General features: G+C 61.4%; 19 protein-coding genes. 8 read left to right on the forward strand and 11 right to left on the reverse strand.

The genetic code is table 11. The annotated features are described in order from the left end of the window. Positions 1-30: 30 nt before the first annotated feature. The 6 genes from AC07X6_RS15535 (at position 31) to AC07X6_RS15560 (ending at position 5,519) form a co-directional block, all read left to right on the forward strand. Positions 31-501, forward strand: a complete 471-nt coding sequence (locus tag AC07X6_RS15535; RefSeq protein ID WP_099761157.1) for a F0F1 ATP synthase subunit B — start codon at positions 31-33, stop codon at positions 499-501. Between the two features lie 2 nt (positions 502-503). After that, entirely contained in the window at positions 504-1,049 is a 546-nt protein-coding gene (locus tag AC07X6_RS15540; protein ID WP_034783838.1) for a F0F1 ATP synthase subunit delta, read from the forward strand. 78 nt (positions 1,050-1,127) lie between these two features. Continuing rightward, positions 1,128-2,669 carry a F0F1 ATP synthase subunit alpha gene (gene atpA / locus AC07X6_RS15545; protein WP_034752701.1) on the forward strand — a complete coding sequence of 514 codons (1,542 nt, stop codon included), beginning with the start codon at positions 1,128-1,130 and terminating at the stop codon, positions 2,667-2,669. 62 nt (positions 2,670-2,731) lie between these two features. Beyond that, positions 2,732-3,607 (forward strand): F0F1 ATP synthase subunit gamma, encoded by an 876-nt coding sequence (atpG, locus tag AC07X6_RS15550; protein ID WP_230540116.1) that lies wholly within the window; start codon positions 2,732-2,734, stop codon positions 3,605-3,607. 29 nt (positions 3,608-3,636) lie between these two features. After that, complete coding sequence (gene atpD, locus AC07X6_RS15555; protein ID WP_034752705.1) at positions 3,637-5,037, forward strand: F0F1 ATP synthase subunit beta; 1,401 nt, start codon at positions 3,637-3,639, stop codon at positions 5,035-5,037. A gap of 62 nt (positions 5,038-5,099) precedes the next feature. Next, positions 5,100-5,519: a F0F1 ATP synthase subunit epsilon gene (locus AC07X6_RS15560; RefSeq protein WP_065307860.1), complete on the forward strand. Its 420-nt coding sequence runs from the start codon at positions 5,100-5,102 to the stop codon at positions 5,517-5,519. 75 nt (positions 5,520-5,594) lie between these two features. On the opposite strand, the gene rsgA is transcribed toward AC07X6_RS15560, so the two are convergent. The 7 genes from rsgA to AC07X6_RS15595 all read right to left on the reverse strand — a co-directional run bounded on the left by rsgA (position 5,595) and on the right by AC07X6_RS15595 (position 11,026). Next, on the reverse strand, positions 5,595-6,671 hold the full coding sequence (gene rsgA / locus AC07X6_RS15565; protein WP_494791550.1) for a ribosome small subunit-dependent GTPase A: 1,077 nt from the start codon (positions 6,669-6,671) through the stop codon (positions 5,595-5,597). A gap of 263 nt (positions 6,672-6,934) precedes the next feature. Then, a complete protein-coding gene (locus tag AC07X6_RS15570; protein ID WP_494791551.1) occupies positions 6,935-7,486 on the reverse strand; it encodes a hypothetical protein in 552 nt (183 codons plus the stop codon). A 69-nt stretch (positions 7,487-7,555) separates the two neighbouring features. Next, entirely contained in the window at positions 7,556-7,921 is a 366-nt protein-coding gene (gene speD, locus AC07X6_RS15575; protein WP_494791552.1) for an adenosylmethionine decarboxylase, read from the reverse strand. Positions 7,922-7,923: 2 nt separating this feature from the next. Then, positions 7,924-8,097 (reverse strand): hypothetical protein, encoded by a 174-nt coding sequence (locus AC07X6_RS15580; RefSeq protein ID WP_494791553.1) that lies wholly within the window; start codon positions 8,095-8,097, stop codon positions 7,924-7,926. Further along, the gene (locus AC07X6_RS15585; RefSeq protein WP_494791554.1) at positions 8,094-9,557 is read right to left on the reverse strand and encodes a DUF4178 domain-containing protein; all 1,464 of its coding nucleotides are present in this window, start codon (positions 9,555-9,557) and stop codon (positions 8,094-8,096) included. Before AC07X6_RS15585 ends, AC07X6_RS15580 begins: the two co-directional genes overlap by 4 nt. 20 nt (positions 9,558-9,577) lie before the next feature. Beyond that, complete coding sequence (locus AC07X6_RS15590; protein ID WP_152251544.1) at positions 9,578-10,612, reverse strand: SPFH domain-containing protein; 1,035 nt, start codon at positions 10,610-10,612, stop codon at positions 9,578-9,580. A gap of 27 nt (positions 10,613-10,639) precedes the next feature. Then, the gene (locus tag AC07X6_RS15595; protein ID WP_070288892.1) at positions 10,640-11,026 is read right to left on the reverse strand and encodes a DUF350 domain-containing protein; all 387 of its coding nucleotides are present in this window, start codon (positions 11,024-11,026) and stop codon (positions 10,640-10,642) included. 59 nt (positions 11,027-11,085) lie between these two features. Between AC07X6_RS15595 and AC07X6_RS15600 the strand changes: the two genes are divergently transcribed. Continuing rightward, complete coding sequence (locus tag AC07X6_RS15600; protein ID WP_494791555.1) at positions 11,086-12,597, forward strand: polyamine aminopropyltransferase; 1,512 nt, start codon at positions 11,086-11,088, stop codon at positions 12,595-12,597. After that, on the forward strand, positions 12,597-14,228 hold the full coding sequence (locus AC07X6_RS15605) for an NAD(P)-binding protein (RefSeq protein WP_494791556.1): 1,632 nt from the start codon (positions 12,597-12,599) through the stop codon (positions 14,226-14,228). The genes AC07X6_RS15600 and AC07X6_RS15605 overlap by 1 nt, the downstream gene beginning before the upstream one ends. A gap of 64 nt (positions 14,229-14,292) precedes the next feature. On the opposite strand, the gene mmsB is transcribed toward AC07X6_RS15605, so the two are convergent. The 4 genes from mmsB to AC07X6_RS15625 all read right to left on the reverse strand — a co-directional run. After that, positions 14,293-15,510: a multiple monosaccharide ABC transporter permease gene (gene mmsB / locus AC07X6_RS15610; protein ID WP_494791557.1), complete on the reverse strand. Its 1,218-nt coding sequence runs from the start codon at positions 15,508-15,510 to the stop codon at positions 14,293-14,295. Continuing rightward, positions 15,500-17,041 carry a multiple monosaccharide ABC transporter ATP-binding protein gene (gene mmsA, locus AC07X6_RS15615; protein ID WP_494791558.1) on the reverse strand — a complete coding sequence of 514 codons (1,542 nt, stop codon included), beginning with the start codon at positions 17,039-17,041 and terminating at the stop codon, positions 15,500-15,502. The genes mmsB and mmsA overlap by 11 nt, the downstream gene beginning before the upstream one ends. A 113-nt stretch (positions 17,042-17,154) precedes the next feature. Next, positions 17,155-18,177: a multiple monosaccharide ABC transporter substrate-binding protein gene (chvE, locus tag AC07X6_RS15620; RefSeq protein ID WP_329958060.1), complete on the reverse strand. Its 1,023-nt coding sequence runs from the start codon at positions 18,175-18,177 to the stop codon at positions 17,155-17,157. Between the two features lie 50 nt (positions 18,178-18,227). After that, positions 18,228-18,479: hypothetical protein (locus AC07X6_RS15625; RefSeq protein ID WP_494791559.1), on the reverse strand; the 252-nt coding region annotated here is incomplete at its 5' end.

Consider the following 18,479-nt stretch of genomic DNA (forward strand, 5'->3'; position numbering starts at 1 on the left):
TAGGAGAAACTTTTAGTTAGGAGCAAAGGTATGGACATCAATATGTCGCTCATCGGCCAGATGATCACCTTCGCGGTGTTGGTCTGGTTCTCGATGAAGTTCGTATTTCCAGCGCTGAACACAGCGCTGGATGAGCGTGCCAAACGAATCGCGGATGGATTGGCTGCGGCCGATCAAGGTCAGGCTTCGATGGCTGTCGCTGAAAAGCGTGCGCAAGAGGCATTGAACAGTGCACGTGAAGAAGCGTCGCAACGCGTTGCGGACGCTGAAAAGCGCGCGCAGCTGGTTGCTGAAGAGATCAAGCAAAATGCACAAGCTGAAGCTGCGCGTATCATTGCGCAAGCCCAGTCGGACGCCGAACAGCAACTGTCGAAAGCACGCGAACAATTGCGCGCTCAGGTGGCTGACCTGGCTGTCAAGGGTGCCGAGCAGATCTTGAAGCGTGAAGTTAACGCTACGGCTCACGCCGAAATGTTGCAGCGTCTTGCTGTCGAGCTGTAATCATGGCAGAACTCGCAACCGTCGCCCGTCCCTACGCGGAAGCTTTGTTCCGCGTAGCCCAAGCTGGTAAGGAGTCAAGCAACCTCGCGGCGTGGTCCGAGCTGGTGTCCGAACTGGCACAGATCGGTAGCCACCCCGAGGTACAGGCGTACGCGCGCAATCCGAAAGTCTCGGAAAGCGACGTCGCCGCCACCATCCTGTCGTTGTTGAAATCGCCGCTCAATGAGGAAGTGAAAAACTTCGTCACCATGTTGATCGAAAATGGCCGCATCAGCCTGCTGCCGGAAATCGGCGCGCAATTCCATACGTTGAAAAACGGTCTGGAAGGTGCGGCTGACGCCGAGATCACGAGCGCTTTCGATCTGAGCGAAGGCCAAACGGCCGAGCTGGTCGCAACGCTGGAAAAGAAATTCAGTCGTAAGCTCAACCCTGCCGTCACAGTGGATCCATCGCTGCTCGGCGGCGTGCGCGTGGTCGTTGGCGACCAAGTGCTCGATACCTCGGTGCGCGCCAAGCTGCAGCAACTGCACGCTGCACTGGTGTCGTAAGACACGCGCTTCGGCAGGCCAGCTTAGACAGACCCTTACCCCTCGCGCAAGCTGAGAGAAACACTTTTAGGAGTTAGTATGCAACTCAACCCATCTGAAATCAGCGAGTTGATCAAGAGCCGGATCCAAGGTCTTGACGGCGGCGCTGAAGTGCGTAATCAAGGCACGGTTATTTCCGTCGCCGACGGTATCTGCCGCATCCACGGTTTGTCGGACGTGATGCAAGGCGAGATGCTGGAATTCCCAGGCAATACGTTTGGCCTGGCAATGAATCTGGAACGCGATTCCGTCGGTTCCGTGATTTTGGGTGCCTACGAGCACATCTCCGAAGGCGACACGGTGAAATGCACCGGCCGCATTCTGGAAGTGCCAGTCGGTCCTGAGCTGCTCGGCCGCGTTGTCAACGCGCTGGGTCAGCCGATCGACGGCAAAGGCGCCATCGAGACCAAATTGACGGCCGCGATTGAAAAAATCGCGCCGGGCGTGATCGCCCGTGAATCCGTTTCGCAACCGATGCAAACCGGCCTGAAGTCGATCGATGCGATGGTTCCAGTTGGCCGCGGCCAGCGCGAACTGATCATCGGCGACCGTCAAACCGGCAAGTCGGCTGTGGCGATTGATGCGATCATCAATCAAAAAGGCCAGGGCATGAAATGTATCTACGTCGCGATCGGCCAAAAAGCCTCGTCGATCAAGAACATCGTGCGCTCGCTGGAACAGCACGGCGCGATGGAATACACCATCGTTGTCGCCGCTTCCGCTTCGGAATCGGCCGCCATGCAATACATCTCGCCGTACTCCGGTTGCGCCATGGGCGAATACTTCCGTGACCGCGGTGAAGATGCACTGATCGTCTACGATGATCTGTCCAAACAAGCTGTTGCATACCGTCAAATCTCGCTGCTGCTGCGCCGTCCACCAGGTCGCGAAGCGTACCCAGGCGACGTGTTCTACCTGCACAGCCGCCTGCTGGAACGCGCAGCACGCGTGAATGCCGACTACGTCGAGAAGTTCACCGACGGCGCCGTTAAAGGCAAGACCGGTTCCCTGACGGCTCTGCCGATCATTGAAACGCAAGCTGGCGACGTATCCGCATTCGTGCCAACCAACGTGATTTCGATTACCGACGGTCAGATCTTCCTGGAAACCTCGCTGTTCAACGCCGGTATCCGTCCTGCGATTAACGCCGGTATTTCCGTATCGCGCGTCGGTGGCGCCGCCCAGACCAAGGTCATCAAAAACCTGTCCGGCGGTATCCGTACCGACTTGGCGCAATACCGTGAACTGGCCGCGTTTGCGCAGTTCGCTTCGGACCTGGATGAATCGACCCGCAAGCAGCTGGACCGTGGTGCCCGCGTGACGGAATTGCTCAAGCAAGCCCAGTACTCGCCACTGTCGATCTCGCTGATGGCCGTATCGCTGTTCTCGGTGAACAAAGGCTTCATGGACGACGTGCCAGTCAAGCAAGTGCTGTCGTTCGAAGCTGGTGTCCACGCTTACATGAAGACCAAGCAAGCTGCTCTGCTGGCCAAGATCGAAGAAACCAAGCAACTCGACAAAGACAGCGAAGCAACTCTGTCGGCGGCCATTGCTGATTTCAAGAAATCCGGCGCATATTAAGCGGCCAGGCGGCGCCCGCCTCGAGTGAGGCGCCGCCCTACGCGCAGAAGGAGTAAGGACTCATGGCATCAAGCAAAGAGATACGTGGCAAGATCAAAAGCGTAGAGAATACGAAGAAGATCACCAAGGCGATGGAAATGGTTGCCGCATCGAAAATGCGCAAAGCGCAGGACCGTATGCGCGCCGCCCGTCCCTACAGTGACAAGATTCGGAATATCGCCGCCAATCTGGCGACCGCCAATCCGGAATACACGCACCCGTTCCTGGCAGCTGCCCAGGGTACGCAAGCGAAGGCAGTGGGTTTCATCGTTGTCACGACCGACAAGGGGCTGTGCGGCGGCATGAACACCAACATCCTGCGCCAAGTGACGTCGAAGTCGCGCGAGCTGGAAGCAGCTGGCAACCGGATTGAAGCAGTTGCCATCGGTAACAAGGGTTTGGGTTTTTTGAATCGCATCGGTGTCAAGATCATTGCGCACGCCATTCAAACCGGTGATACGCCCCACCTGGACAAATTGATCGGACCTGTCAAGGTCATGCTCGAAGAGTTCCAGGCAGGCAAGATCGATGCAGTCTACCTGTGCTACACCAAATTCATCAACACGATGAAACAGGAACCAGTCGTGGAGCAGTTGCTGCCCCTGACGGCCGACAAGATGGTCGCCGACAAGGGTGCCCACTCGTGGGATTACATCTACGAGCCGGACGCGCAAAGCGTGATCGACGAATTGCTGGAGCGCTATGTAGAAGCGCTGGTGTACCAGGCAGTCGCGGAGAATCTGGCGTCCGAGCAATCGGCACGGATGGTCGCGATGAAAGCTGCAAGCGACAACGCGGGTAGTGTGATCGGCGAATTGAAGCTGATCTACAACAAGACCCGCCAAGCTGCGATTACCAAAGAACTCTCCGAAATCGTTGCCGGTGCGGCTGCGGTTTAAACGAATTTAACTATATTGAAGGAACGAACATGGCTGATGGCAAAATCGTTCAGTGTATCGGCGCTGTGGTGGACGTTGAGTTTCCCCGCAACGCGATGCCTAAGGTATTTGATGCCTTGAAGATGGCAGGCTCGGAACTGACCCTGGAAGTACAACAGCAGTTGGGCGACGGCATTGTCCGTACCATTGCACTCGGCTCGTCCGATGGCCTGCGTCGCGGCATGATGATTCAAAATACCGGCAAACCTATCATGGTGCCAGTCGGTAAAGCAACCCTGGGTCGCATCATGGACGTGCTGGGCAACCCGATCGACGAATGCGGCCCCGTGTCGCACGAGCAGATCGCGTCGATCCACCGCACCGCTCCTGCATACGACGAACTGTCGCCATCGCAAGAACTGCTGGAAACCGGCATCAAGGTGATCGACCTGGTATGCCCGTTTGCAAAAGGCGGTAAAGTTGGTCTGTTCGGCGGCGCTGGCGTAGGCAAGACCGTGAACATGATGGAACTGATTAACAACATCGCCAAGGCGCACAGCGGCGTGTCCGTGTTCGCCGGCGTCGGTGAGCGTACCCGTGAAGGTAACGACTTCTACCACGAGATGGCTGATGCGAAAGTGGTCGATCTGGAAAATCCAGAGAACTCCAAAGTCGCGATGGTCTACGGTCAGATGAATGAACCGCCAGGTAACCGTCTGCGCGTCGCGCTGACCGGCCTGACGATCGCTGAATCGTTCCGTGATGAAGGCAAGGACGTTCTGTTCTTCGTCGACAACATCTACCGCTTTACGCTGGCTGGTACCGAAGTGTCGGCACTGCTGGGCCGTATGCCGTCGGCTGTGGGTTACCAACCGACCCTGGCGGAAGAAATGGGCCGTCTGCAAGAGCGTATCACGTCGACCAAGACCGGTTCGATCACCTCGATCCAGGCCGTCTACGTTCCAGCCGATGATTACACCGATCCGTCGCCTGCTACCACGTTTGCTCACTTGGATTCGACCGTTGCGCTGTCGCGTGACATCGCTTCCCTGGGTATCTACCCAGCCGTGGACCCGCTGGATTCGACCTCGCGTCAGCTCGATCCGTTGATCGTTGGTCAAGAGCACTATGACACCGCGCGTGCCGTGCAAACGACCCTGCAACGCTACAAGGAATTGCGCGACATTATCGCGATTCTGGGTATGGACGAGCTGGCACCGGAAGACAAACTGCTGGTCGCCCGTGCACGTAAGATGCAGCGTTTCCTGTCGCAGCCTTTCCACGTCGCTGAAGTCTTTACCGGCGCGCCTGGTAAATACGTTTCGCTCAAAGACACGATCAAGGGCTTCAAAATGATCGCTTCGGGCGAACTCGATCACCTGCCGGAACAAGCGTTCTACATGGTCGGCACGATCGAAGAAGCAATCGAAAAAGCCAAGAAACTTAACTAAGTTAAGTCTGGGCCTAACCCCGCCCCTTAGAAGGCGGGGTTCTTCAACCCGATAGGACACACATGGCACACACAATTCACGTTGACGTGGTTTCCGCTGAAGAACTGATTTTTTCAGGCGAAGCAGAATTCGTCGCGTTGCCGGGTGAACAGGGCGAGCTGGGTATCTACCCACGCCACACGCCTTTGATTACCCGCATCCGTCCGGGCGCGGTCCGCATCAAGGTAGTCGGCCAGGCTGAAGAAGAGTTCGTCTTCGTTGCCGGCGGCCTGCTGGAAGTGCAACCGGATACCGTGACCGTCCTGGCCGATACCGCAATCCGCGGTCACGACCTCGACGAAGCGAAAGCGCTGGAAGCGAAGAAGTTGGCGGAAGAAAATATCCACAACAAGGATTCGGGCATCGACTACGCGCAAGCGCAAGCCGAGCTGGCCAGCGCGATTGCGCAGCTGGCAGCGATCCAGAAGCTGCGCAAGCATTAATTTGCTCGCATGCAGTAATACAAAAAGGCAGCCTGCGGGCTGCCTTTTTTTTCAGCAAACGGATTTCAGTAAAAACTAGCGGCGCTTGTTCTTTCCCCTTTCCAGTCCCGCCTTCAAGATCGTCTTCCACTTGGCGCGCGCGGCGATGCGCTCGAGCGGCGTCTCCTCGCTGCGGTGGGCGTCGCGCAGCAGCTTGTGATAATTGCGCAGGCGGTCGCCGTCGACGGCGCCGCGCACGGCGCAACCGGGCTCGCTGGCATGCTGGCAATCGCGGAACTGGCACGTCGCTGCTAGCGCCGCGATATCGTCAAACGTGGCGGCCAGGGTCTGCGCATCGGCATCGGCGCGCCAGCTGCGCAAGCCCGGCGTGTCAATGATGCAGGCGCCGCCGGCGCACAGGTGCAGCGAACGGGCCGTCGTCGTATGCCGGCCGCGGCCGTCGCCATGGCGCACGCCATTGGTCGCTTGATCCGCCGCGCACAAGGTATTGGTCAGGCTGGACTTGCCCGCGCCCGATGAGCCGAGCAGCACCAGGGTCTGGCCGGCGCCCAGCCAGGGCTCCAGGATGGCCACGTCATACGCATGGCGCGTATCGATGGCAAACAACGGCACGTGGGGCGGCAGGCGCTGTTTCAGCAGCGCCAGCTTGCCCGCAACGTCGTCGGCCACGTCGGCCTTGCTCAGCACCACCACGGGCGTCACTTGCGCCGCCAGCACGATGGCGAGATAACGCTCCAGGCGGCGCGGATTGAAATCCCCATCGAGTCCCATCACCAGCAGGGCCGTGTCGACATTGCTGGCCAGTACCTGGCGCCGGCCGTCATTGCCGCGCCGGGCGATCTGCGTGGCTGGGGATAAGTGCGCCGTTATCCACAGCGTGCCGTGAAGATCGGGTTCGGCGGCGATCCAGTCGCCGACCGTGAGGATGGTGTCCTGCGCCAGCAGCGCGTGCAGCAGCCGCGGCAGGATCTGCGCCGGCTGTTCCAGGCTGCCGTCGTGCACGATGATGCTGTCGCGGTGGACGGCGCTCACGCGCAGCAGCTGCGCGCGGGAAGAAGATAGCGGGGAAGATACGTCGAGTTGGGTGGCCGCGCCGGCGATGGCCTGCTGCAGCCCGATAAGGCGTAGTTGCGCAAAATCGAATGCGATCATGGTAGCGTGATTCCAGATTCTGTCGTCCGCGTGCGGACGTGTAGCCTGCGCGTGCAGGCACCGCCAGTCGCAATGACTGGCACGAAAGAAGGGAAGTCGGCTACGCGATCACGCGTATGGGGAATGGCGGGCTAAAAAGGCTTAGCTGGGGAAACAGTGATCAGGCAGCCGACAGCACGGCAGTATCCGAATGGCGCATGTTGTCTACTCCTGTTGTGTGATGGAAAATACCAGTGTGCCAGCGGCACGCGCCGGCGTCAACCTCAGCTGCACATGCCGTAAGCCTTGCGCTCGGGGAAATAGCGGTAGGTAAACGTGCGCACCGGGTAGCGCTTGCCGGCGATGAGCATGTCGGGCATGGATAAATCAAAGCGCTGCGGCAGCTGGCGCGGCAGTTGCAGGCGCAGTCGCCACTGCGTCTCGGCGCTCGAACCCACGGCGGAAAACATGATGGGCAGCGTTTCGATGACGTCGACGATTTCCGCCTTGCGGTTCATGCCGCGCTGATAGATGGTCAGCACCTTCGCTTCGGCGAACGGTTCCTTGTGCGGTTCTTCCAGCAGGAAAGACAGGCGCGTAAAACTGGCTTGCGTGCCGATGGGAAGAGTAAAAATCAGCGCCAGCTCCGTGCCGCCTTCCTGCAGGGTGACGGGTGGCGTGGCGTAGATGCTGATACCGCGCGGCAGTTCGAAACGCGAACCCTCCGTCCACGTCTTGCACTCGGGCGTGGTGGCCTGGTACAGGCTGGGCGCCGTGTAGTCGTCACAGGCGGAAACCAGCAGCAGGGGCAGGGCAAGGAGGGCGGAACGGCGCATGGGAGTCACGGTTGGAGGGTCAGCCGACAGTGTAAGCGATCCCCGCGCGATCCACCAGCGACGCCAGGCCTACCCGGGCGGGGCGCGCCGCACGGATTGCAGCTGGCAGTGCGCCGCCTGCAGTGCATCCTTGATGACGTCGAGCGCCAGTTGCGGCCGGGCCGCGCCACACATGAAGATGTCGACGGCGGCAAAGCTGCATTCCGGCCAGGTGTGGATGGAAATGTGCGATTCGGCCAGCAGCACCACGCCCGTGACGCCCTGGCCGGCGCCAAAGCTGTGGAAATGGCTGTGCAGCACCTGCGCGCCGGCCGTAGTGGCCGCCGCGCGCAGCAGGCCTTCAAGCGCGGCGCCATTGCGCAGGCGTTCCGGCGCGATGCCGGACAAGTCGGCCAGCAGATGGATGCCCAGGGGCAGATGCGGTGTGGCTGTCATGCTTATTTGTGGCTGCCGCCACTGGAGCCGCCGCCATAGCTGCCGCCGCCGCTGCCCGTGCGCGAACTCCAGCTGCTGCCGCTGCTGCCGCTGCCGGCCACCTTGAACATGCGCACCCAGTTGGCGGCCGTGACGGAAAACGTCACCATCAGGGCATAGATCACGTATTTACTCATGGGGGATTCTTTGCATTCTTGTCGAGAAAAGCGGCGGGCAGGAACAGCGCCAGACAGCCCAGCAAACTCCACATCAAGGTGCTGGAGAACGAGACGAACATGGGAATCGCATTCAGGACCAGCACGATGACCATGAAGACCTTGGCGATGCCGCGGTGGCTCAGCTGGATATTCTGTACCTTGGCGCCGCCATGGAAGGCGGCGCCGAACCAGGCGGCCATCTGGTCATAGGCGACGGGCACGGAGCGCGACCAGGTCATTTCCTCGCCCGTGAGCTCCGCCGCCAGCTTGGTCTGTCCCTGCTCGAATTCAAACACACGCGTGCTGTCGCCGACGGCCACCTTCCAGTTGAAGGCGCCCGCTGCGTACACGACCTGCGAGCCGTAGTCATACAGTTTGCGGTAGGTGGCGCCATCGAGCGTGCAGCTGGCGGCGTCCAGCGAGGCCCAGCTGGGCCAGTTCGGCAGCACGTTCGAGCGCGACCAGCCCTCGTCCGTCTCCACCAGCCAGAAGAAGCCGGCGCGCGCGTTGTACAGCAGGTATTCGTTCCACTCGCTGCCCTCGTCGTCGGCGCGGCGCATCATGCCGATCACCGTGAAATCCACATTGCTGATCTTCGCGCTGGCGCCCAGTTCCAGCGTGATGTCGGCGTTCTCGTGCACCTGCTTGCCGATGGCCAGCACCTGCGCTTCCGGGCCGCTGGCGTCGAGCTGCGCGTGGCAGGCGGGACACACGAGCTGCGCCGCCGCACCCGGCACATATTGAATGCCGCTGCCGCAGGAGGGGCAGTCGAGCGCATCGAGCTTGCCGCGGTACTTGCCGGCGCTCTTGGCGATGGCCTCGTCGTCGCGCAGCAGCTGGCACTTCAAACTGTCCAGGGTGACGGCGACGCCCTGGTAGACGACGGGTTGCGGGCCATCCGTGTAGTCGAGCGTGACGAAGCTGGCGTAGTTGCGGAAGTCCGCCACCTGGATGCGCCAGCCGGCGCCCACCTTGAAGGGCAGCTCGCCCTGGCCGGCGATGCATTCGGCATTGCGGATCTCGGCCGCCGTGTACGGTTCGCCGCAGATCGTGTAGCGCCTGCCCGGCGCCAGCTCGCCAAAGGCGGGCAGGGCATCCTGCGTGCCGCGCTCGCGCGTCAGCGTGTACAGGCCGGACGAGTCGCCCAGCCACGCGGTGCTGGCGTCGTCGAACAGCAGATACCACTCGTTCCACGTGCCGGCGCTGTAGCGCTGCTGGATGCGCCCGACGACCGTGAAGTGCAGGCCGTCATAGATGCCGGCCGTGCCGATCTGGATTGGCGAATAGTCTTCCAGGACGGCCGACATCTTGCCCACGTCCCTGACGGCATCGGCGTCCTTGAGGATGGTGCTGTGGCAGTACTCGCACACGGCGAGCACGGAAGCGTGCGAGCGGAAACGGACTTCCGCGCCGCAGCTGGGACAGGAAACAGTTTGCATGCAGTCGTATTTCGCTCTAATCAGCCGATCAGTTTTTTCAGCAGTTCAGCCTTGGCGCCGTCATAGTCGGCCGGCGAGATCAGACCCTTGTCGAGCAAGCCCTTGAGTTTTTCCAGGCGCGCCTCGATCGGTTCTTCTGCGGGGGCCGGTGGCGCCGCCGGTGCCGGGGCGGGCTGCTGCAGCGCACCGCCCATGCTTTGCGCCATCACCTGGCCGATCGACAGTCCGGCACCGAGGCCTGCGCCGATGCCGGCCATGCCGCCTTCGTTCTGCGCCGCCAGCGGGATGGCATTGGCCACCTGGAATTTGGTGTAGCCGCTCATCTTGTCGGCGCCCAGGCCGCCCTTCATGCCGGCGGAAATACGCTCGTCGAGCGCCGCCTGCAATTCCTCGGGCAGGCTGATGCTGGCCACGTTGAATTCATCGAGGCCAACGCCGTAGCGGGCAAACGCCTGCGCCAGGCCATCCTTGACCTCTTGCGCCATCAGCGCCTGGTTGGCCGCCATGTCGAGGAAGGGGACATTCGCGCCGCCCAGCGAGCTGGCCATGCTCGACATCAGAATGCCGCGCAGTTGATCTTCCACTTCGTCGCGCGTATAGACTTCGCGCGTGCCGCTGATCTCCGTAAAGAAGGTGCGGGCGTCGGCGATGCGGTACGAATACATGCCGAAGGCGCGCACGCGGATCATGTCGAAATCCTTGTCGCGGATGGTGATCGGCTGCGGCGTGCCCCACTTGCGGCCAGTCTGCACGCGGGTGCTGAAGTAATACACGTCCGATTTGAACGGCGAATCGAACAGCTTGTCCCAGTTTTTCAGGTTGGTCAGCAACGGTAACGTTTGCGTCGTCAGCTTGTGCGTGCCGGGACCGAAGACGTCGGCGATCTTGCCTTCATTGACGAAGACGGCGACCTGCGATTCGCGCACATTCAGGATGGCGCCGTTCTGGATCTCGAAATCCTGCATGGGGAAGCGCCAGGCCAGCACGCCTTCCGTCTCTTCGTTCCACTGCAGTACGTCAATAAACTGCTTCTTGATAAAGCTGCCGAGGCTCATGATGGTGTCCTTGAATGAGGTAAAACGTCAGGAAATGCAGGCGGCGTTGATGGCGCCGATCGACAGGGAAATGGCGCCCAGCAGGCCGCCGAAGGCGCTGTTGTTCGATTCGATCTGGTCCTTCGACATGCGCAGCAGGCGCGTGGTGACCACATAGGCGAGCAATTGCACCACCATGGCGCCGAAGGCCCAGGCGAAGAATTGCTGGTAGTCGGCCGTGTGCATCAGGGACGAGGCGATGGTGGCGGAAAAGCCCAGCAGCGCGCCGCCCAGCGACAGGGCCGCCGCCTGGTTGCCCTGGCGGATCAGCAGCACTTCGTTATACGGCGTGACGCGCGTGTAGATGATAAAAAAGGCAATCAGCAGCGCGGCGGCCAGTATAAGATGGATCAGATAGTTTAGGATGGCGGGCACGGCTTTCCTCGCAATGAGTATTTGATAACGTCAACGCATATTAGAACAAAAAAAGTCCAATGAACAAAAAGATTCTGATTTTGTCCGTCTTCGTGGTCGCCTCCTGCGGCCTCGCGTATGAACTGATCGCCGGCGCCATGTCCAGCTACCTGCTCGGCGACTCCATCCTGCAGTTTTCCACCATCATCGGCTGCTACCTGTTTGCCATGGGGGTGGGCGCTCACTTTTCCAAGTATGTGTGGGACGACGACGTGCTGTCGCGCTTCGTCGACATCGAACTGGCCGTGGGCCTGATCGGCGGCCTGTCGGCCGCCATCCTGTTCATGACGTTTTCGTGGATGGCCGCGCCATTTCGCACCCTATTGTATGTGATGGTGTTCCTGATCGGCGCACTGGTCGGCATGGAAGTGCCGCTGGTGATGCGCGCCCTGAACTCGCGCCAGACGGAATTTTCCGAGCTGGTCAGCCGCGTGCTGACCTTCGATTACCTGGGCGCGCTGGCCGTCTCCCTGCTGTTCCCGCTGGTGCTGTCGCCCTACCTGGGACTGGTGCGCACGGGCTTTTTGTTCGGCATGCTCAACGTGGGCGTGGGCCTGTGGACGATCTGGGTGTTCCGCGCGGAGCTGAAGAATCTCACGGGGCGCTTCCTGCGCGCCTGCGCCGTGATGCTGGTGCTGGTCGCCGGCTTTGCCATGTCCGACCGCATGGTGGCCTGGGGCGAGCACGGCCTGTTCGGCGACCAGATCGTGTATTCCACCACCACGCCCTACCAGCGCCTGGTGATTACGCGCTGGAAGGACGATACGCGGCTGTACATCAACGGCAACCTGCAGTTTTCCTCGCGCGACGAGTACCGCTACCACGAGGCGCTGGTGCACCCCGTGCTGGAAGCGCTGCCGTGGGCGCGCCGCGTGCTGGTGCTGGGTGGCGGCGATGGCCTGGCGCTGCGCGAAATCCTCCGTTATCCACAGGTCGAACACGTCACCGTGGTCGACCTCGACCCCGCCATGACGGCCGCTTTTACCACGCGCCCGGAACTGGCAAAGTTAAATAACAACGCGTTCTCGGACAAGCGCGTCACCGTCGTCAATGCTGATGCCGCCGTCTGGCTGCGCAACAATGGCGACATGTTCGACGCGGCCATCGTCGATTTCCCCGACCCGTCCAGCTTCGCGCTCGGCAAGCTGTATTCGGTGCCGTTCTACGACCTGGTGAAAAAGCACCTGGCCGCCAAGGGCCTGATGGTGGTGCAATCGACGTCGCCGTTCTTTGCCCCGCACGCCTATTGGACCATCAATTCGACCCTGCGCGAAGTGGGCATGCGAACCTGGCCTTATCACGCCTATGTGCCCTCGTTCGGCGAATGGGGTTTTATCCTTGCCTCGCCCCAGCTCGATTACGTGCCGCCGACGAAATACCGCCTGCCGATGCGCTACCTGAATGCGGACACCACGCGCGAGATGTTCATCTTCCCGCCCGACATGCAGCCGCTGCCGATGGCGCCGAACCGCTTGAATACCCAGTCGCTCGTGCATGAATTCGAGCAGGACTGGAACCGGGTGATCCGCTGATGCAGCGCCGCTCCTTCATGTTGTGGGCCGCTGGCGGCACGGCGGCGGCCGCCGCCGGCATCGGCAGCATCGCCGCGTATCTGCGCTGGCAGGAAATCACGCCCAAGGTACTGTATCCGGGCCGCAGCGAGGGGCATTATTTGCGCAAGCTGCTGCGCGAGCGCACGGCGCTGCCGCCGCCTGCACGCACCTTGAGCACCGACGTTGCCATCCTCGGCTCCGGCATCGCCGGCCTGACTGCCGCCTGGCGCCTGAACAAGCTGGGGCACGGGGACTTTCTCATGATCGATGGCCCGCAGCCGTATGGCAACGCGGCCGGCGGCCACTTCGGCGACCTCGCTTATCCGACCGGTGGTCATTACCTGCCGCTGCCGTCGCCCGAATCGACCCATGTGCGCGAGATCCTGTTCGACCTGGGGATCATCGAGCGCGACCCGCAGGCGGAAAAGCCATATTACGACGAGCGCTACATCCTGCACGCGCCGGAAGAGCGATTGCTGTTCAACGGCCACTGGCAGGACGGCTTCATTCCCACCGAAGGAGTGTCGCCTGCGGAACTGGCGCAGCATGAACGCTTCTTTGCCGAGGTGCGGCGTTTGCGCCAGGCGCATGGCAACGATGGCAAGCGCGTCTTCGTCTTTCCTACCGTGGAGTCGTCGCAAGATCCGGCCTGGCAGGCGCTCGACACCATCACCTTGAAGCAGTGGATGGAGCGCGAAGGCTATACCTCGCCTACCCTGCACTGGTATCTGAACTACTGCTGCCGCGACGATTACGGCACGCGCTACGACCAGGTCTCGGCCTGGGCCGGCCTGCATTACTACTGCAGCCGCTGGGGCCAGGCGGCCAACGCAGGCAATGGCGCCTGGCTGACCTGGCCGGGCGGCATGCAACCGGTCGCCACGGCCATGGAACAGGCGTCCAAAGTCCAGCGCCACGCGGGCACGGTGGTTTCCCTCACGACGACGGCCAACGGCGTGGAAGCGCTGTGCCTGGAACTGGTCGACGGCCAGCCGCACACCTACCTGGTCAAGGCGCGCAAGGCCATCTGCGCCATGCCGCTGTATGTGGCGGCGCGCGTGGTGAAGAACATCGCCGACTATGGCTTTGACGCGAAACGCGATACGCCCGCGTATGCGCCGTGGATGGTGGCGAATTTTTTACTGAAACGCTTTCCCGACGAACTGCCGCATGCGCCCCTGTGCTGGGACAACGTGGTGTACCAGGAACCGGGCCTCGGCTATGTCGTCTCGACCCACCAGGACATCCGCGTGCGTCCGCCCGAGAAAACCGTCTTCAGCGCCTACGTGGCCCTGTCCGACCGCACGCCGCAGCAAGCGCGCAAGTGGCTCGATACGGCCAGCCCCGAAGAACTGCTGGCGCTGGCCAGCGTCGATTTGAAGACGGCGTATGGACGCGATTTTGCCAGCTGCGTCGAGCGGGTCGACATCACCGTGCGCGGTCACGCCATGGCGGCACCGTTGCCGGGATTTCGCAGCAACGCGGGCTTGAAGGCCTTGCGCGAGCACGACGGCGCCATCCTGTTCGCGCATGCGGATCTGTCGGGCTTTTCCGTGTTCGAGGAAGCGGCGTGGTGGGGGGACCGCGCTGCGCGATTAGCCTCCGCATAAAAAAGGCCGGCGCGAACGCCGGCCAGAGCCCCCTAAGGCTCGAACCTGTGCTTCCTTGTTCTTCTCATTTATTTTTATTAATCACGTCGATGAAGACAGCCGCCAGCAGCACCAGGCCCTTGATCACCTGCTGGTAATCGATGCCGATGCCCATGATGGACATGCCGTTGTTCATCACGCCCATGATGAAGGCGCCGATGACGGCTCCCATCACCTTGCCCACGCCGCCCGAGGCCGAGGCGCCGCCGATGAAGCAGGCGGCGATCACGTCCAGCTCGAAGCCCGTGCCCGCCTTCGGCGTGGCCGTGTTCAGGCGCGCCGCGAAGATCAGGCCGGCCAGCGCGGCCAGCATGCCCATGTTGACGAAGGTGTAGAAGCTGACCTGTTCCGTCTTGATGCCGGACAGGCGCGCCGCCTTCTCGTTGCCGCCCACGGCGTACACGCGGCGGCCCAGCACGGTGCGGTTGGTGATGAAGGTGTAGGCGACGATGAGCAGCGACATCACGGCCAGCACGTTGGGGAAACCGCGGTACGACGCCAGCAGGTAGCTGAAATACACCATCACGGCAACGAACACGCCGTTTTTCAACAGGAAGAACGCGCGCGGCTCGTTTTCCATGCCGTGTTTCAGTTGCTTGGCGCGGCTGCGCAGCGAGGTGACGATCAGTGCCACGGCGGCGATCACGCCCAGCAGCAGCGAGAAGCCGCGCAGGTTGTCGCCGCCGAACGGGTCGGGCAGGAAGCCGGAGCTGAGCATCTGGAAGCCTTCCGGGAAGGGGCCGACCGACTGGCCAGCCAGCAGCGCCAGGGTCAGGCCCTTGAAGACCAGCATACCGGCCAGGGTGACGATGAAGGACGGGATTTTAAAGAAGGCGACGAAATAGCCTTGCGCGCCGCCGATGACGGCGCCGGCCAGCAGGCAGAGGATGCTGGCCGCGACAAAGTTCATCTCGTAGTTGACGATCAATACCGCCGCCAGCGCGCCGACGAAGCCGACCACCGAGCCGACCGACAAATCGATATGGCCGGCCACGATGACCATCAGCATGCCCAGCGCCATGATGACGATGTAGCTGTTTTGCAGCACCAGGTTCGTCAGGTTCAGCGGCTGCATCAGGGTGCCGTCGGTCATGTACTGGAAAAAGCCCATGATGACGATCAGCGAGAGCAGCATGCCGTAGTCGCGCATATTGTTTTTCAGGAAGCCGGCATAGCTTTTCGCTTGCGGCGCGGTGCCGGGGGTGGCGCCTGCCGCCGCTCCCGCTGTCAGTTTATTGTCCATTGTTTTCTCCGTGTGTAACGATCGCGCGCATGATGCGTTCCTGCGATGCTTCTGCCGCGCTCAGTTCTGCCGCGAAGCGGCCTTCGTTCATGACATAGATCCGGTCGCACATGCCCAGCAATTCCGGCATTTCCGAGGAAATCATGATGATGCATTTGCCTTCGGCGGCCAGCTCGCTGATGATGCTGTATATCTCGTACTTGGCGCCCACGTCGATGCCGCGGCTCGGTTCATCGAGGATCAGCACGTCGGGGCGCGAAAACAGCCACTTCGCCAGCACCACTTTCTGCTGGTTGCCGCCGGACAGGTTGACCACCTTCTGCGCCACGCTCGAGCAACGGGTCTTGAGCTTGCGACGGAACTCCTCGGCCACGCCGAATTCACGCTGCTCGTCGATGACCATGTGCCGCGAAATTGCGTCCAGGTTGGCCAGGCTGGTGTTCTTCTGGATGTCTTCCTCGAGGATCAGGCCCAGGCCCTTGCGGTCTTCCGTAACATACGCGAGGCCGTGGGCGATCGCCTTGCCGATGGTGCTGACGTCGATTTCCTGGCCATGCTTGAGCACCGTGCCGCTGATGCGCTGGCCGTAGGCGCGCCCGAAGAGGCTCATCGCCAGTTCCGTGCGCCCGGAGCCCATCAAGCCCGCGATGCCGATGATCTCGCCCTTTTTCGCGTGCATATTGATGCCCTTGATGACGGGGCGGTCGGCATGCTCGGGATGGAAGACGCGCCAGTCGCGCACTTCAAAAATGGTCTCGCCGATGGTGGGCGTGCGCGGCGGATAGCGGTCGGCCATCTCGCGACCGACCATCTTTTCGATGATGCGGTCTTCGCTGACGGGCTCCGTGCGGCAGTCGAAACTGTCGACCGTGTTCCCGTCGCGCAGCACCGTGATGGCATCGGCGACCCGTGAAATTTCATTGAGCTTGTGCGAAATCAGGATCGAGGCGATGCCCTGGGCTTTCAGGCCCAGCAGCAGGTCGAGCAGGGCCGCGCTGTCGCTTTCATTCAGGCTGGCCGTCGGCTCGTCGAGGATCAAGAGCTTGACGTCCTTGCACAGCGCCTTGGCGATCTCGATCAGCTGCTGCTTGCCCACGCCCAGGTTGGTGATCAGGGTGTCCGGGGATTCCTTCAGGCCGACTTTCTGCAGCAGTTCGCGCGTCTTGCTTTGCGCGTATTCCCAGTCGATGACGCCCATGCGGGACGGCTCGTTGCCGAGGAATATATTCTCGGCGATCGACAGCTGGGGCACCAGCGCCAGTTCCTGGTGGATGATGATGATGCCGATTTCTTCGCTGTCCTTGATGCCGCGGAAGTGCCGCGTCTGGCCCAGGTAATCGATGTCGCCCGTATAGCTGCCATGGCCGTAGACGCCACTGAGCACTTTCATCAGGGTCGATTTGCCGGCGCCGTTTTCGCCGACGATGGCGTGGATCTCGCCGCTGCGTACCCGCAGGTTGACATTGTCGAGCGCAACGACGCCCGGGAATGTTTTGCGTATCCCGCGCATTTCCAGGATAGTGTTCGTCATATAACCTCTCTGGCACGGCCGCGCTGGTGGGCAGCGGTCGTGCGGCAGTCTTGTTCTTGATCGTGCGTGAAGCGAAAGGCCCGGCAGTGCCGGGCCTTCAGTACCTTGGACGCTTATTTCACTTGCGCTTCCGTGTAGTAGCCGCTGCCGGTGACGAGCACCTGCTTCCAGTTCGCCTTGTCGACGGTGACGGGTTTGAGCAGGTAGGACGGCACGACCTTCACGCCGTTGTTATAGGTCTTGGTATCGTTGACGGTCGGTGTCTTGCCGCTCATCATGGCGTCGACCATGTTGGCCGTCACCTTGGCCAGTTCGCGGGTGTCCTTGAACACGGTCGATGCCTGTTCGCCGCGGATGATCGATTTCACCGACGGGATTTCCGCATCCTGGCCCGTGACGACGGGGAACGGTTGTTTCGGCGTGCCGTAGCCGACGCCCTTGAGCGAGGACAGGATGCCGATGCTCAAGCCGTCATACGGCGACAGCACCGCGTCGACACGCGCATTGCCGTAGTAGGCGCTGAGCAGGTTGTCCATGCGTGCCTGCGCCACGGCGCCGTCCCAGCGCAGGGTGGCGACCTTTTCCATGCCCATCTGCTTCGAGCGCACCACCAGCTTGCCGCTGTCGATGTACGGTTTCAGGACCGATAGCGCGCCGTTGTAGAAGAAGTGCGCATTGTTGTCGTCGGCCGAGCCGCCGAACAGTTCGATATTGAACGGGCCCTTGCCTTCCTTGAGTTTCAGCGCCGATTCGATATAGCCCGCTTGCAGCACGCCGACCTGGAAGTTGTCGAAGGTGGCGTAGTAATCGATGTTTTTCGTGCCGCGGATCAGGCGGTCATACGAAATGACCTTGATGCCCTTGTCGGCCGCCTTTTGCAGCACGTTCGACAAGGTGGTGCCGTCGATGGCGGCGATCACCAGCACCTTGGCGCCCTTGGTGATCATGTTTTCCACCTGCGCCAGCTGGTTCGGGATGTCGTCGTCGGCAAACTGCAAGTCCGTCTTGTAGCCGCGCTCCTTGAATACCTTGACCATGTTGTCGCCGTCGGCGATCCAGCGCATGGACGATTTGGTCGGCATCGAGATGCCGATCGCGCCCTTGTCGGCGGCGCTTGCTACGGGCATTGCCGCCATGCCGGAGATGGCCAGCGCCAGGCTCGCGGTCAGCATTTTCATTGTTGTTTTCATTTCAGGTCTCCACCGTCTTCGATAGTTGAATGTGCCAGGGCCGTCGTCCCACCGGGCGGGCTCCGTGCGGATGGCCGATTGCAGGCCACGGCTGATACTAGTTTGTCCATCCATCCCTCACCAATCACTTTTTTCGCATTGGCGATATCCAAAACGGTATCGATAAGCCAATTGATGCAATGCGCCATTGCGCCCCTTTGCGCCTGCCGGCAGGGCGGGAACGGGGGCCGGGCGGCGGCGTTTTTTGG

The sequence above is a fragment of the Janthinobacterium sp. GW460-12-1-14-LB5 genome (assembly GCF_059423585.1).

Excerpts from the sequence above, each read along its gene's own strand:
- AC07X6_RS15535 (WP_099761157.1), top strand. The coding sequence starts at position 31 with ATGGACATCAATATGTCGCTCATCGGCCAGATGATCACCTTCGCGGTG.
- AC07X6_RS15540 (WP_034783838.1), top strand. The coding sequence starts at position 504 with ATGGCAGAACTCGCAACCGTCGCCCGTCCCTACGCGGAAGCTTTGTTC.
- atpA (WP_034752701.1), top strand. The coding sequence starts at position 1,128 with ATGCAACTCAACCCATCTGAAATCAGCGAGTTGATCAAGAGCCGGATC.
- atpG (WP_230540116.1), top strand. The coding sequence starts at position 2,732 with ATGGCATCAAGCAAAGAGATACGTGGCAAGATCAAAAGCGTAGAGAAT.
- atpD (WP_034752705.1), top strand. The coding sequence starts at position 3,637 with ATGGCTGATGGCAAAATCGTTCAGTGTATCGGCGCTGTGGTGGACGTT.
- AC07X6_RS15560 (WP_065307860.1), top strand. The coding sequence starts at position 5,100 with ATGGCACACACAATTCACGTTGACGTGGTTTCCGCTGAAGAACTGATT.
- rsgA (WP_494791550.1), bottom strand. The coding sequence starts at position 6,671 with ATGATCGCATTCGATTTTGCGCAACTACGCCTTATCGGGCTGCAGCAG.
- AC07X6_RS15570 (WP_494791551.1), bottom strand. The coding sequence starts at position 7,486 with ATGCGCCGTTCCGCCCTCCTTGCCCTGCCCCTGCTGCTGGTTTCCGCC.
- speD (WP_494791552.1), bottom strand. The coding sequence starts at position 7,921 with ATGACAGCCACACCGCATCTGCCCCTGGGCATCCATCTGCTGGCCGAC.
- AC07X6_RS15580 (WP_494791553.1), bottom strand. The coding sequence starts at position 8,097 with ATGAGTAAATACGTGATCTATGCCCTGATGGTGACGTTTTCCGTCACG.
- AC07X6_RS15585 (WP_494791554.1), bottom strand. The coding sequence starts at position 9,557 with ATGCAAACTGTTTCCTGTCCCAGCTGCGGCGCGGAAGTCCGTTTCCGC.
- AC07X6_RS15590 (WP_152251544.1), bottom strand. The coding sequence starts at position 10,612 with ATGAGCCTCGGCAGCTTTATCAAGAAGCAGTTTATTGACGTACTGCAG.
- AC07X6_RS15600 (WP_494791555.1), top strand. The coding sequence starts at position 11,086 with ATGAACAAAAAGATTCTGATTTTGTCCGTCTTCGTGGTCGCCTCCTGC.
- AC07X6_RS15605 (WP_494791556.1), top strand. The coding sequence starts at position 12,597 with ATGCAGCGCCGCTCCTTCATGTTGTGGGCCGCTGGCGGCACGGCGGCG.
- mmsB (WP_494791557.1), bottom strand. The coding sequence starts at position 15,510 with ATGGACAATAAACTGACAGCGGGAGCGGCGGCAGGCGCCACCCCCGGC.
- mmsA (WP_494791558.1), bottom strand. The coding sequence starts at position 17,041 with ATGACGAACACTATCCTGGAAATGCGCGGGATACGCAAAACATTCCCG.
- chvE (WP_329958060.1), bottom strand. The coding sequence starts at position 18,177 with ATGGCGGCAATGCCCGTAGCAAGCGCCGCCGACAAGGGCGCGATCGGC.